Source organism: Paenibacillus ihumii (genome assembly GCF_001403875.1).
GTDB lineage: Bacteria > Bacillota > Bacilli > Paenibacillales > Paenibacillaceae > Fontibacillus > Fontibacillus ihumii.
Map to the genome: position 1 here is coordinate 3,075,050 of NZ_LN884299.1, position 13,170 is coordinate 3,088,219.

Annotated in this window: 13 protein-coding genes; 3 read left to right on the forward strand and 10 right to left on the reverse strand. The window is 51.4% G+C overall.

From position 1 onward, the window contains the following. On the reverse strand, nucleotides 1-1,542 hold the full coding sequence (locus BN2762_RS20930; RefSeq protein ID WP_055108801.1) for a fumarate hydratase: 1,542 nt from the start codon (nucleotides 1,540-1,542) through the stop codon (nucleotides 1-3). A 175-nt stretch (nucleotides 1,543-1,717) separates the two neighbouring features. On the opposite strand from BN2762_RS20930, the gene yfbR reads away from it, so the two are divergent. After that, nucleotides 1,718-2,341: a 5'-deoxynucleotidase gene (gene yfbR / locus BN2762_RS20935; RefSeq protein WP_055108802.1), complete on the forward strand. Its 624-nt coding sequence runs from the start codon at nucleotides 1,718-1,720 to the stop codon at nucleotides 2,339-2,341. A 197-nt stretch (nucleotides 2,342-2,538) separates the two neighbouring features. On the opposite strand, the gene BN2762_RS20940 is transcribed toward yfbR, so the two are convergent. Together BN2762_RS20940 and BN2762_RS20945 are read right to left on the reverse strand one after the other, a co-directional pair. Further along, entirely contained in the window at nucleotides 2,539-3,408 is an 870-nt protein-coding gene (locus BN2762_RS20940) for an SDR family oxidoreductase (protein ID WP_055108803.1), read from the reverse strand. Nucleotides 3,409-3,569: 161 nt separating this feature from the next. Then, entirely contained in the window at nucleotides 3,570-4,448 is an 879-nt protein-coding gene (locus BN2762_RS20945; protein WP_055108804.1) for a glycosyltransferase family 2 protein, read from the reverse strand. 171 nt (nucleotides 4,449-4,619) lie between these two features. Between BN2762_RS20945 and BN2762_RS20950 the strand changes: the two genes are divergently transcribed. Then, nucleotides 4,620-4,967, forward strand: a complete 348-nt coding sequence (locus BN2762_RS20950) for a helix-turn-helix domain-containing protein (protein ID WP_055108805.1) — start codon at nucleotides 4,620-4,622, stop codon at nucleotides 4,965-4,967. Between the two features lie 118 nt (nucleotides 4,968-5,085). Here the strand turns inward: BN2762_RS20950 and BN2762_RS20955 are convergent, their stop codons facing one another. The 4 genes from BN2762_RS20955 to citZ all read right to left on the reverse strand — a co-directional run bounded on the left by BN2762_RS20955 (nucleotide 5,086) and on the right by citZ (nucleotide 9,130). Next, a complete protein-coding gene (locus BN2762_RS20955) occupies nucleotides 5,086-5,511 on the reverse strand; it encodes a hypothetical protein (protein WP_055108806.1) in 426 nt (141 codons plus the stop codon). Nucleotides 5,512-5,674: 163 nt separating this feature from the next. Beyond that, nucleotides 5,675-6,616: a malate dehydrogenase gene (gene mdh / locus BN2762_RS20960; RefSeq protein WP_055108807.1), complete on the reverse strand. Its 942-nt coding sequence runs from the start codon at nucleotides 6,614-6,616 to the stop codon at nucleotides 5,675-5,677. Nucleotides 6,617-6,636: 20 nt separating this feature from the next. Beyond that, nucleotides 6,637-7,932: an NADP-dependent isocitrate dehydrogenase gene (icd, locus tag BN2762_RS20965; protein WP_055108808.1), complete on the reverse strand. Its 1,296-nt coding sequence runs from the start codon at nucleotides 7,930-7,932 to the stop codon at nucleotides 6,637-6,639. Between the two features lie 85 nt (nucleotides 7,933-8,017). Next, nucleotides 8,018-9,130 carry a citrate synthase gene (gene citZ, locus BN2762_RS20970; protein ID WP_055108809.1) on the reverse strand — a complete coding sequence of 371 codons (1,113 nt, stop codon included), beginning with the start codon at nucleotides 9,128-9,130 and terminating at the stop codon, nucleotides 8,018-8,020. A gap of 333 nt (nucleotides 9,131-9,463) precedes the next feature. On the opposite strand from citZ, the gene ytvI reads away from it, so the two are divergent. Continuing rightward, on the forward strand, nucleotides 9,464-10,582 hold the full coding sequence (ytvI, locus tag BN2762_RS20975; RefSeq protein WP_055108810.1) for a sporulation integral membrane protein YtvI: 1,119 nt from the start codon (nucleotides 9,464-9,466) through the stop codon (nucleotides 10,580-10,582). Nucleotides 10,583-10,653: 71 nt separating this feature from the next. Here the strand turns inward: ytvI and BN2762_RS20980 are convergent, their stop codons facing one another. The 3 genes from BN2762_RS20980 to pyk form a co-directional block, all read right to left on the reverse strand. Beyond that, nucleotides 10,654-11,046, reverse strand: a complete 393-nt coding sequence (locus BN2762_RS20980; protein WP_055108811.1) for an FxsA family protein — start codon at nucleotides 11,044-11,046, stop codon at nucleotides 10,654-10,656. Nucleotides 11,047-11,159: 113 nt separating this feature from the next. Continuing rightward, nucleotides 11,160-11,579, reverse strand: a complete 420-nt coding sequence (locus BN2762_RS20985) for an acyl-CoA thioesterase (RefSeq protein ID WP_055108812.1) — start codon at nucleotides 11,577-11,579, stop codon at nucleotides 11,160-11,162. Between the two features lie 111 nt (nucleotides 11,580-11,690). Further along, the gene (gene pyk, locus BN2762_RS20990; RefSeq protein ID WP_055108813.1) at nucleotides 11,691-13,112 is read right to left on the reverse strand and encodes a pyruvate kinase; all 1,422 of its coding nucleotides are present in this window, start codon (nucleotides 13,110-13,112) and stop codon (nucleotides 11,691-11,693) included. Nucleotides 13,113-13,170 lie beyond the last annotated feature (58 nt).

Sequence of the window (13,170 nt, forward strand, 5' to 3'; positions counted from 1 at the left end):
TTATTTGAATACCGGGTCTTTGAACGCGGCCAGCTTCTCCAGCGAAGATTTCTCAACATCCGCATGCAGGCTCTCTCCATGTGAATCCATCGTCACGATGGCCGCAAAGCCATCCACTTCCAAATGCCACATCGCCTCAGGAATACCGAATTCCATGAAATCGACGCCGTTTACCTTCTTGATGCATTCGGCATAATATTGGGCTGCTCCGCCGATCGCGTTCAAATACACGGCGCCATGCTCCTTCAGCGCCTCCAGCGTCTTCTTGCCCATGCCGCCTTTGCCGATTACGGCGCGAATGCCGAATTTCTTGATGATATCGCCCTGATAAGGCTCCTCGCGAATGCTCGTAGTCGGTCCGGCTGCCTTGACATGCCAGCCTTCTTCGTCCTTCAGCATTACCGGTCCGCAGTGATAAATCACGGCGCCATTTAGGTCAATCGGAGCCTCATGATCCATCAGATATTTATGAAGAGCGTCGCGGCCTGTATGCATCTCGCCCTTGATAACGACGACGTCCCCCACCCGGAGACTGCGGATCTGTTCCTCCGTAATCGGGGTGTGCAGCACCACTTCCCGGTTAGCCTCCGGAGCATCAGCTTCCGCCGCAGCAGCCGACTCGCTCTCCTCCACCGAAACCTCGGAGCCCCGTTCGTACAGCCAATTCATAATTTCGCCAGTAGCCGGATCAATCGCTGCGCCCTGGCGCCGGAAGGCCCAGCAGTTATAGGCCACCGATACGAAGAAGCTTGCCGGCAGGCGGTTTGCCGCCCCAATTTTGCAGCCAAGCAGCGTCACCTCTCCGCCAAAGCCCATCGTCCCGATGCCCAGCTTGTTGGCGTTATCCATAATATATTCTTCCAGCTGCCTTAGCTCAGGCACAGGATTCACATCGTCGGTAGTGCGGAACAACTGCTGCTTCGCGAGCTCGTACCCCGTCGTCCGGTCACCGCCTATGCCGACGCCGATAAACCCGGCGCTGCAGCCTTGCCCCTGAGCCTGATACACCGCGTGCAGAATGCACTTGCGAATGCCGTCCAGGTCCCGCCCAGCGCGGCCCAGCCCTTCCAGCTCGGCCGGAAGGCTGTATTGAATATTTTTATTTTCACAGCCGCCGCCCTTGAGAATCAAGCGGATATCCACGAAATTCTCTTCCCATTGCTCAAAATGGATGACTGGCGTGCCTGGCCCCAGATTATCGCCGCTATTCTCCCCGGTTAGCGAATCAACCGAGTTAGGGCGCAGCTTGCCCTCTTTGGTCGCGCGCTGGATCGCCGCGAGAATAGCCTTCTTCATTTCGATCTGGTTCGCACCGACGGGCGTATGAACCATAAAAGTAGGCATGCCCGTATCCTGGCAAATCGGCGAGATTTGCTCCTCCGCCATTTTAATATTGGTCGCAATCGTGGACAGAGCCAGTCCTGCTCGCGTAGCCCGATTCTCCGCCAGCGCTCCCCGCTTTACTGCCCGCCGCACGTCTCCGGGCAAATTCGTTGAAGTCTCCACGATGAGTTCATACACGCTTTGTTCAAACTGCCGCATAATCCAAGATCCCCTCTCTTGTCTTCGAGTGACTAATTGACATCATAATGCCGCGAAAATGTCGCAAATCTAGCGTTGGATTAACTTGTTCATTAGTCTTATAATAACATAAACACCGTGGTACGTTGACATAATCTGTTCAAAATTGCTTGCGAAGAAGAGAGGTAGCTCACTGATGAATTTTCATTTCTCTGCCTATATGTACCGCCTTCGTTCTATCCGCCGCTGGAGCCTGATGCGCAGCACGGCTGCCGAGAATGTAGCCGAGCATTCCTTTCACGTGGCCCTGCTGGCCCATCTGCTTTGTGAAATTGGCAACAGCCTGTATGGGCGCAGCCTGAATTCGGATCGGGCAGCAACGCTGGCCCTGTTCCATGATGCTACGGAGGTGTTCACCGGCGACATCCCGACTCCCGTGAAGCATCACAATCCCCGCTTGCTCTCCAGCTTTCGCGAGATGGAGGAAATCGCCGCAGAACGCCTTCTTTCCATGGTTCCTCCAGAGCTGCAGCACACCTACGGGCCGCTATTGTCCCCAGGCCATCATGCCGACCGGAATACGGAGGACGCCGTACTGCTGAAATACGTCAAAGCGGCGGACAGTCTGGACGCATATCTTAAATGCGCTTGGGAGCTCACCTCGGGCAACCGTGAATTTGCCGTAGCCAAAGAACAATTGCTGGAGAAGCTTCATCGCCTGGCTCTGCCGGAGATCAGCTATTTTCTGGAACATTTGGCTCCCAGCTTCGATATGACGCTCGACGAGCTGTCCGAGCAGGAGCTTCCTTCCCAGAAATAAAAAAGAGCATGAATAGCATTGCTTGTTCTGCCTGCTGAAAACTTGATATTTTCATATTCTTATCAAAAATCGCTCCAAGAAGCAGGCTGCCGGTTCAACCCGCCTTTCTTGAGAGCGATTTTGACATTTGCCAGGCTTAAATCGAAAGCCAAAGCGGCCTATCATCCAGCCCTTCCTATCCTTTCTGCTTCTATCTCCTAGCCATTTACGATCTCTCCGCCGTTAATATGCAGCACCTGTCCGCTGATGTACGACGAGTCATCCGAGCCCAGGAACACATAGGCAGGCGCCAGTTCCTCCGGCTGGCCCGGGCGCTGCATCGGCGTATCGCCCCCGAACTTCGCTACCTGCTCTTTATCGAAGGTGGAGGGGATAAGCGGGGTCCAGATCGGTCCAGGGGCCACGGCATTCACGCGAATGCCCTTCTTGCCGACGATGTTCATGGACAGCGCCCGCGTGAAGCTGACGATCGCCCCTTTCGTCGCTGAGTAATCGATCAGCTGCGGATTGCCCCGGTAAGCCGTTACGGAGGCCGTATTAATGATCGCGCTGCCCTTCTTCAAATGAGGCATAGCCGCCTTCGTCACGAAGAACATCGCAAAGATATTCGTCCGGAACGTTCTCTCCAGCTGCTCGGCCGTAATATCCGTAATGTCCTTCTGCGGATGCTGCTCGGCGGCGTTATTGATCAGGATGTCGAGCCCGCCCAGCTCATCGACAGTCTGCTGCACGGCCTGCTGAGCGAACGCCTCATCACCCAAATTCCCGGATATCAGCACGCATTTCCGCCCTTCCTGCTCGACCTCCTGCTTCGTTTGCTTCGCGTCCTCATTCTCGTTCAGATATACGATAGCCACGTCAGCGCCCTCTTTGGCATAGGCTACCGCTACGGCGCGGCCGATTCCGCTGTCGCCGCCGGTAATCAGCGCAACCTTGCCTTTAAGCTTGCCCGCTGCTTTATAATTCCCTTCGTAATTCGGGCGCGGATTCATTTCCTCCTCGATTCCGGGCCGCTGGTTCTGATGCTGCGGAGGCATGGTTTGCTTAGTTTGTCCACTTCCTGACATGCTGCATTCTCCTTCCTCGCCTGTGGATTCATTTCCTTACCCTGTTAGAATAACCCTTGTGCCTGCGTGCTTATGCCGCATGAATGCAAAATCATGCTGACCAAGGGATGAGTCAATTGAAAATTACCACAACGAGCGAAGGCTTAAACAAGATAGACGGATTACAGCAATATGCCAAAGCGGCGGGCAATCCATTCAGGTTCATATCGGTAATCCCCTAAGCGCTTCTCCCTGACTTCATGTGCGTCTTCAAGCTCGAGACCGGAGGGCGGCTCCCCGCCGCAGGCCAGCACCTGCTCCCGGGTCTTGTCCACGATCTCCCTCCCAAAGTGCAGCCGGGCCAAGGCAATCGCGTCGCTGCCCCAATAAGCGGCCCGCCCGTCGGGAGGGTAGTTATGCCTGAAGACCAGCGTTAGACATACGTCTGGAACGTAATAGCATACGCGCCCAAGCAGCCAGGTTCTTAATGAGAATTCAGCGGTCTCTATTTCTTTCGTATAAAAGCAGCCCTCAAGCCCTCCTATTTCCTGAAAGGTCTCGCGCAGCACGGCAAAGCAGTCCCAGGACAGCCAGGGAATATCGCCTTCCTCCGATACGGCGGGAAAATTATAAATGGACGCGAATAACCCCTGAGACGGAAGATCGTATCTTTGCACATTGCTTGGACGGCCTTGCGCCGTAAATGAGGGCGTTGTGCAGTCAGCTCTGCCTTGCCGGATCGGTTCCAGTAGAGCCTCCATCCAGCCGTCTTCGAAATAGAGCCTGGGGCTGCAGAAGATCAGGTATTCCCCCACGGCCTGGGAAGCCCCGAGCTGCCTGGAGGAGATCCCGCTCTGTGCCTTAAGCTTGCGGAGCGGCATCTCGAATTTGTAGTTCATCAGGAAATCGCAACAGCCATCCACGGAACCCTCATCAACAATGATAACCTCGTAACGCGCAGCTACGCGGGATACCTTCATGGATTCCAGGGTTGTCTGTAAATCAATTCCTTCGTTCTGCACCGAAATAATGACGGATACGAGAATAGGTTGAGCAGACATGGTTTCTCTCCTTACTAAATGGCAATAATAAAATATTGAATGGAAATTAAGAAAATATTAATCATTGATTACATATTAACCCATTTAACACTTGGAGTAAATACAAAGAAAACTAATAGTATATTATCTTTACCTCTCATACTCACTATGGTTAATTACAGGAGGGGTGTTATGGATTACAGATCATTGGGCAAAAGGCTGCGCCAAGAACGTCATAAGATGCATTTGACCCAGGAAAAGCTTGCTGAGAAGATCGAGGTTTCCGATGCGTACATAGGTCAAATCGAGCGGGGCGAAAGGAGCTTATCATTAGAAACTCTTGTTAAACTAGCTAATCAGTTAGGTGTAACCGTCGACTATCTGCTTCACGATTCCATTGAAATCAATGACGACCATTTCCTGAACCAAATTAACCAGATCATGCTTCACCGGTCACCGAAAGAGAAGCAATTGGCATTAGACACCATCAAGATGATATTTACTCACTTGGACGATATGCAAAGCAACAGCAACTCCTGATGTTCCCCATACTTAACTATTTCGCCGCAATATGAAAAAAAACCTCTGCTTTTTCGAAAATTCGAAAAGCAGAGGTTTTCATTTTTTCAAGCAATTGTTCTCATGTTCCATTTCCGGACTAAATAATCGTCGAGAATACCATCAAGAAGGAAATCAGGATCACGCTGATGGACAGCAGTACGCTTAGCGTACGGAGCTTGGCCGTCTCGGCTGCAATGCCTTTGTTCTCGCGGATGCTTGCGACCGCCAGCTTCAGGGGCTTCGCCATTACGCCGCCAAGCGCGCCAATGAGCAGGAAGAGGACAACTACCACGATCATCCAAGCTACGGAATAACTGCCCTTCCCGATCAAGTACCCCCCTGTCAACAGCTGAATTACTAGTCCGAACTGAGCGAAGCGATTCAGGGATTTAACCGCTGAGAGAGTTCCTTCCTGGGCTGCCAGCGACAGCTTGCCGACGGCTCCGAATACAAAGGGCAGTACCAAGTAGAAACCGAGCGCAAGGGCCCCGATGATGTGAAGAAAAAGCATAACCTGAAACATAAATATTAACCGCCTTCCATTTGTCAATTAGATTCATTACTATATAAAACCTATTATAGCTGCCCGCTATTAGAAGAACAACGTCTATCGAATTTACGATCCTATAAAAAAGCAAACCTGCTCCTAAAGAGAGGTTTGCTCATCATGATCCGATAAACGGAGGCTAGCCTTGAACGATCTTGATTACATTGCGCACCGAATCGGCGGATTTATCAAGATCAGCCTTCTCTTCGGGCGTCAGCTCCAGCTCGAAAATTTTCTCGATGCCAGCGCCGCCCAGAATGACCGGAACCCCCATGAACAAATTATCGTAGCCATACTCGCCTTCAAGAAGAGCGATGACCGGAAGAACACGTTTCTTGTCCTTCAAGATCGCTTCCGCCATTTGGACAAGCGAGGCTGCCGGGGCATAGTATGCACTTCCGTTGCCGAGCAGGTTAACGATTTCCCCGCCGCCTACACGGGTCCGCTGGACGATCGCATCGATCCGCTCCTTGGAGATCAGCGTATCGATCGGAATGCCTCCGACGCTGGAATAGCGCACTAACGGCACCATATCGTCGCCATGCCCGCCAAGCACGAAACCGCGAACGTCTTCGACCGATACATTAAGCTCCTGCGCGATAAACGTGCAATATCGAGCTGTATCAAGAACACCGGATTGGCCGATAACGCGGTTCTTGGGAAACCCAAGCGCCTGGTAGGCCGCATAGGTCATGGCGTCCACCGGGTTGCTCAAAATAATCACGATCGAGTCCGGGCAGTACTTCTTCACGTTTTCGCATACCGAACGGACAATGCCTGCATTCGTGCTTACGAGATCATCCCGGCTCATGCCCGGCTTGCGGGCAATGCCTGCCGTAATGATCACGATATTCGAATCCGCCGCATCCTCATAGGAGGAAGTACCTATAATGTTGCTGTCGAAGCCCTGTACGGGACTTGCTTCCAGCATGTCAAGCGCCTTGCCTTTGGTTGGATTCTCCAACTGGGGGATATCCAGAAGAACGACATCACCAAGTTCTTTTTGTGCCAGCATCAGTGCAGTCGTCGCGCCGGTGAATCCGGCACCGACGACTGTGATTTTGTTGCGATGTATGGCCACTATGGTCAAGACCCCCTACATTACATGTTTTTGATAACTTGATCTGCAAATTCAGAGCACTTCACTTCTGTAGCGCCTTCCATCAAGCGTGCAAAATCATAAGTAACGGTCTTGTTGTTGATCGATGTCTCAAGCCCTTTATAAATGAGATCAGCCGCTTCCTGCCAGCCCAGATGCTCAAGCAGCATGACGCCGGACAGAATGACGGAACCAGGGTTAACCACGTCCAGATCCGCATATTTCGGAGCTGTGCCATGCGTAGCTTCAAAGATAGCATGGCCGGTTACATAGTTGATGTTAGCGCCCGGAGCAATACCGATGCCGCCTACTTGAGCTGCAAGAGCGTCGGACAGGTAATCGCCGTTCAGGTTCAATGTCGCGATCACATCGAAATCAGTCGGACGAGTCAATACCTGCTGAAGAGCGATGTCGGCAATAGCATCCTTGATGATGATTTTGCCGCTGTCTTGAGCTTCTTGCTGGGCTTTGTTGGCTGCTTCAGTTCCGGATTCCTCTTTGATCCGGTCGTACTGTGCCCATGTGAACACCTTATCGCCGAATTCCTCTTCAGCCACTTCGTAGCCCCAGTTCTTGAAGGCTCCTTCCGTAAACTTCATGATATTCCCTTTGTGTACGAGCGTTACGCTCTTACGGCCATGCTTGATTGCATATTCAACCGCAGCGCGAACGAGACGCTTCGAGCCCTCGGCAGATACAGGCTTAATTCCGATACCGGAAGTTTCAGGGAAGCGGATTTTGCTTACCCCCATTTCATTCTGCAGGAAAGAAAGCACCTTCTTCACTTCTTCCGAGCCTTCTTTATATTCAATGCCTGCGTATATATCCTCGGTATTCTCGCGGAAGATCACCATATCAACCAGTTCAGGATGCTTGACCGGAGACGGTACACCGTTGAAATAACGGACAGGACGCAGACATACGTATAAATCAAGCTCCTGGCGCAGAGCAACGTTCAAGGAACGGATTCCTCCGCCGATCGGCGTCGTAAGAGGTCCTTTGATCGCTACAATATACTCGCGGATCGCTGTCAGCGTATCGGCCGGCAGCCACTCTCCGTATGTATTGTAGGCTTTCTCACCGGCAAAGACTTCGTACCAGGCAATCTTCTTGTCGCCGCCGTACGCCTTCTCTACTGCGGCATCCAGAACACGCTTGGAGGCTCTCCAAATATCGCGGCCTGTTCCATCTCCCTCGATGAATGGAATGATCGGATTGTTAGGCACCTGCAGCTTGCCGTTTTCAATTTCAATTTTTTGCCCCTCTGTTGGCAGGGCAAATTTTTCTAATTTCAACATATTGATGGTTTCCTCCTCAATTGAATTAGTAATACTTGTCCGGTCTCCATTCTACCATAGATTGAAGACCGGTTGCTTCTATCAATTATCTCATATCGACTGGAATGTAGCGCTGGTTCGTAGGGCCGACATAGTCCGCTCGCGGACGAATGATCCGGTTGTCATCCAGCTGCTCCAGAATATGGGCCGTCCAGCCCGAAAGGCGGCTTACCGCAAAAATTGGCGTAAACAGATCGCTAGGAATGCCCAGCAGCGTGTATACGGAGGCGGAATAGAAGTCTACGTTCGGCTTCAATCCTTTTTGTCCGGTCACAAGCTCCTCGACCTTTACGGAAATGTCGTACAGCGTGGAATCGCCCTTCAGAACGCTAAGCTCGCGGGACATCTTCTGCAGATGCTTCGCGCGGGGGTCCCCGTTCTTATAGACGCGATGGCCGAAGCCCATAATTTTCTCCCGGTTGTTCAGCTTGTTCTGGATGTAGGCTTCCGCTTTATCCAGCGTGCCGATTTCGCTCAGCATGTTCATTACGGCTTCGTTGGCTCCCCCGTGCAGAGGCCCTTTTAACGTACCGATCGCCGAGGTAACCCCGGAATAGATATCGGACAGCGTCGCAATAGTGACTCGCGCCGAGAACGTGGATGCATTCAACTCATGATCAGCGTGCAGCACAAGAGCCTGATCCAGGGCACGAACGGCAACTTCGTCCGGTTTCTCGCCGGACAGCATGTAGAGGAAATTGTATGCCAGCGATACATCTTTAAGCGGCGCAACCGGCTCCTTGCCGTCCCGAATGCGCGCATAAGCAGCGATTAGCGTAGGCAGCTGGGCCTGCAGCTTGATCGCCTTCAGTTGGTTGCTCTCCCGGGAGATATCATTAGCTGTCTCATCATACAAAGCAAGAGCCGACACGGCGGTCCGCAGCACGGCCATCGTATTGGCATCCTTCGGATAAAGCTTCATTTGCTCCAATACCGCCTGCGGTACTGCTGCATAATCGCTGAGCTGCTCCTGCAGGTTCAACAATTGGGATTTCGTAGGCAATTTGCCGTACCAAAGTAAATAAGCGGTCTCTTCATAGCTTGCACGTTCTGCCAATTCGTCGATATTGATCCCGCGATAAGCGAGGACGCCGTCATGAATGGAGCTAATCGAGGATGTAGCCGCCACAATACCTTCAAGGCCTTTAGTAGCTGTCATAGTATATCTCTCCTTTGTTACAATATTATGATAAAACTAGCGGATGAAAACATTTACATTTTAAAAGATTAAAATTTTTAAAATCAGGCCGGAGGAGGCCAAATCGATATAAACCGCTCTAAATTCCCCCTAAATCATCATACTGGATTTCGGGAGGCAAGGGAACAATCTAGGAGAAACCTGTTTATCAAAATGTTTTATAACGGTGATAAAGATTTTTTTGTAAACGATTCCACATTGCAATGACATATATCACAACAAACGCATTTTATGGATTTTCGTCATACTCGTCCCATTGGACTAATAGAGTAGAAATGGGAAGGAGGAGACGACGTGAACAACGTATTCGCCAAACGCGTGCTGCGCGGCACCTGGGTGTGCTCCATGCTGATTGCCCTGCTGCTGCTTGCTTACTGGCTGATTCCCCTGCTGTACCCCTTCCTGATCGCCTGGCTGGTTGCATACATCATAAACCCCTTCGCTTCATGGATCGAAGGGCAGCTGCGCCTGCCCCGCTGGCTGGCCGTAACCTTGGCGCTGCTCACCTACTTCGGGGGCGCACTCATCGTCTTCTCTGCGGCCATCACCCGCCTTGTCAAAGAGCTGATTCATGTTACCGAATCCCTGGATTTGAGCATCGAGAAATGGAAGAATGTCATCACGGAATGGAGCCAGAACGAGAAGCTGCAAAGCATCTTAAACGAAATCAACCGCTTCATCGCCAGCCATCCCGGCTATTCCAATACCCTCCATAGAAATATAGATTCCACTGCGGCGAATATAAGCACCGCTATCTCCCAGACCGTTGCCAGCCTTCTGAATGGCGTCCTCAATCTGCTGGCCTCGCTGCCCAGCCTTGGCATCATTTTGCTGGTTATTTTGCTCGCCGCATTCTTCATGAGCAAAAACTGGAATCAGAATTTACTCCTTCTCGCCCGCCTCGTCCCTGAACCGTTTCAGCAAACTGCGCGGGAGATCTGGAATGACCTGCAAAAGGCATTATTCGGCTACCTGCTGGCCCAGTTCATCATGATTTCCATTACAGCGGTTATCGTGTTGATCGGACTGCTCGTTCTGGGCGTCGAGTCCGCCTTCACTTACGCTCTCCTGATCGGATTCGTAGACCTTCTGCCTTACCTCGGCGTCGGAACCATCATGGTTCCCTGGCTCATTTACGCTTATATCAGCGGAGACCTGTCGCTCGGCATCGGGCTGTCCGTCCTGTACGGATTGATTCTGGTCGCCCGCCAGCTTATCGAGCCCAAGGTGCTGGCCACGAGCGTAGGACTGGAGCCCCTGCCTGTGCTGATCGCGACGTTTGCCGGGCTCAAGCTGTTCGGCGTGCTCGGACTGATCATTGGCCCTGTGTCCCTCGTCATTCTCGGAGCCATAGTACGGGCCGGAGTGATCCGGGATCTCAGGAATTATATCGTCAGCGGTCGGCTCCGTTAACATCGGCAAGCCTGCCTGCAATATACAGAGCCGGACTCCGTGGAGTCCGGCTCTGCAGCCGTTAATTTATATCAACGGCGAAAGAATGTGATTTTACCTTCCTTGATCATCTTGCCGACCCATTTCATGAGCAGCAGGCGGAAAAGCGGTCTCGTTAGCGGAAATACCATGGCAAAGCCGACTGCATCCGTAATGAAACCGGGGATCAGCAGCATGATGCCTCCGGCGAATACGCAGATGCCGTCCAACATCATTCGGCCTGGTACCTGTCCTCCGCTCATTTGCGCCTTCGCGTCAGCCATCACCTTGCGTCCTTCGAACTGCATCATCAGTCCCCCGATAATCGAGGTGGCTAGGGTAAGAAATATCGTCTTGCCAACTCCGAGCCTCTCACCCACTTCGACGTAAACCCAAAATTCGGCGACAGTAATCAGAGCAATAATGACAGGTATCCATTTGCGCATGCAATAACTCCTTTACAATGAACATCCGGATGGATGGGATTGGTCAGTCATATCTGGATGCATAATCATAATACTTTTCTTAAAAAGTATTTTACCGTTTCATTGCGTCTTTTTCAAAGTTTACTCACCTGCTCGAATGCTGCATACCAATCGGGGAACGTTTTTTTGAAAGCAACAGGCTTGAAATCCTCGCGCCTAACGACGTAATGAGATGATTTCCCTTCGACGCAGAGCGTACCCTCCCCGTTGAACAGCTCATATCCGTAGACCGTCTTGACGCCGCCATTCTCCAAGATCCGGGTTTTTAGAACAACCTGGTCTCCATATTTGATGCCTTTATGGTACTTTACGTTCATCTCATCGACCGGGGAGATATAGCCGGCCCGTTCCATATCGATGTACTTAAATCCCAGCTCCTCGATGAGCCTCGTTCGTCCAAGCTCGAACCACCCCAGGTAGTGGGCATGGTAAATGATGCCCATCATATCAAATTCGAAATATTTCGGAACGATCTCTAACTCGCTGACGTACATTGCACAGCCTCCTCCTTGTGCTCAGGAAACAAAAAGCAATGGTATCCGCATAGATCGGAATGCCCATTGCCTTTGTCCATGTATCCTTAATCGTATATAAGCTATCGCGAACTATTTGCGAACTTGGCCGATTTTAACCAGATTCGTCGAGCCGGAACGGCCAAGCGGTACCCCTGCTGTAATCACAACAAGATCGCCTTCTTTGACCAGGCCGCTGTCAAGTCCGCCCTTCATTGCTTTATCGAACATTTCATCGGTGGAAGAAGCCACGTCACCTTTAACCGGAGTAACTCCCCAATTCAAGGCAAGACGGCGCATCGTGTTATCCTGCGTAGTAACCGCGATGATCGGAGCCTTCGGACGATACTTCGACACCATGCGGGCTGTATAGCCAGTCTCCGTCGAGGTGATGATCGCCTTAGCGTTCAGCTCAAGCGCAGAGTTGGCAACTGCCTGGCTGATTGCTTCCGTAACCGTGGTTTGTTGTGCATTGCTTTGCTTGATGAAAATTTCGCGATATTCGAGAGCAGATTCTGCCTTCTCTGCAATGCGGGACATCGTCAATACTGACTCGACCGGATATTTACCGGCTGCCGTCTCACCGGACAGCATAATCGCATCGGTGCCGTCAAAAATAGCATTCGCTACGTCACTTGCTTCCGCACGTGTCGGTCTTGGGTTACGCTGCATGGAATCCAGCATTTGCGTTGCCGTAATGACCGGTTTGCCTACACGGTTGCATTTCTCGATCATTTTCTTCTGCGCTAGAGGCACGTCCTCCGCTGGAATTTCAACGCCAAGATCACCGCGAGCAACCATCAAACCGTCGGAAACCTCCAAAATTTCATCCAGGTTGTCGATCCCTTGCTGGTTCTCAATCTTGGAGATGATTTGAATATGAGCTGCATTGTGACGCTCAAGCAATTGACGGATTTCAAGAACGTCGCTAGCTTTACGTACGAAGGATGCGGCAATGAAATCGATGCCTTGTTCAATCCCGAAAAGAATATCGTTAGCGTCTTTCTCTGTGATGCCCGGAAGGGAGATGTCTACTCCAGGGACGTTAACGCCTTTCTTGCTCTTGATCGGACCGCCGTTGATCACGCGGCACTTGATTTCTGTGCCCTGGATATCAACTACAGTCAAGCCAATCAATCCGTCGTCAATCAGAATGGTCGAACCTACCTCCACGTCTTGAGGAAGATTCTCATAAGTGATCGAGATGCGGTCCTTGTCGCCAAGGATTTCCTCCGTCGTCAAGGTAATGAATTCATCCTGCACGAGCTCAATCGGTTCTTCCTTCAGCTTGCCGGTACGGATCTCCGGGCCTTTCGTATCTAGCAGTATGGCGACTGATTTCCCCAACTCTTCACTCGCTTGGCGAATCGCTTTGATCCGGTTGCCATGCTCCTCGAAATCTCCATGGGAGAAGTTCAGGCGAGCGACGTTCATTCCGGCCATGATCAGTTTCTTGGTGTTCTCTAACGATTCGCTTGAAGGACCGATAGTACATACGATTTTTGTTTTGCGCATTTGGGTTTCCTCCGTTTTGTTTTGTTCTCTCTATATCGTCTTTTCCAACATCTAAATT

Excerpts from the sequence above, each read along its gene's own strand:
- BN2762_RS20930 (WP_055108801.1), bottom strand. The coding sequence starts at position 1,542 with ATGCGGCAGTTTGAACAAAGCGTGTATGAACTCATCGTGGAGACTTCA.
- yfbR (WP_055108802.1), top strand. The coding sequence starts at position 1,718 with ATGAATTTTCATTTCTCTGCCTATATGTACCGCCTTCGTTCTATCCGC.
- BN2762_RS20940 (WP_055108803.1), bottom strand. The coding sequence starts at position 3,408 with ATGTCAGGAAGTGGACAAACTAAGCAAACCATGCCTCCGCAGCATCAG.
- BN2762_RS20945 (WP_055108804.1), bottom strand. The coding sequence starts at position 4,448 with ATGTCTGCTCAACCTATTCTCGTATCCGTCATTATTTCGGTGCAGAAC.
- BN2762_RS20950 (WP_055108805.1), top strand. The coding sequence starts at position 4,620 with ATGGATTACAGATCATTGGGCAAAAGGCTGCGCCAAGAACGTCATAAG.
- BN2762_RS20955 (WP_055108806.1), bottom strand. The coding sequence starts at position 5,511 with ATGTTTCAGGTTATGCTTTTTCTTCACATCATCGGGGCCCTTGCGCTC.
- icd (WP_055108808.1), bottom strand. The coding sequence starts at position 7,932 with ATGTTGAAATTAGAAAAATTTGCCCTGCCAACAGAGGGGCAAAAAATT.
- citZ (WP_055108809.1), bottom strand. The coding sequence starts at position 9,130 with ATGACAGCTACTAAAGGCCTTGAAGGTATTGTGGCGGCTACATCCTCG.
- BN2762_RS20980 (WP_055108811.1), bottom strand. The coding sequence starts at position 11,046 with ATGCGCAAATGGATACCTGTCATTATTGCTCTGATTACTGTCGCCGAA.
- BN2762_RS20985 (WP_055108812.1), bottom strand. The coding sequence starts at position 11,579 with ATGTACGTCAGCGAGTTAGAGATCGTTCCGAAATATTTCGAATTTGAT.
- pyk (WP_055108813.1), bottom strand. The coding sequence starts at position 13,112 with ATGCGCAAAACAAAAATCGTATGTACTATCGGTCCTTCAAGCGAATCG.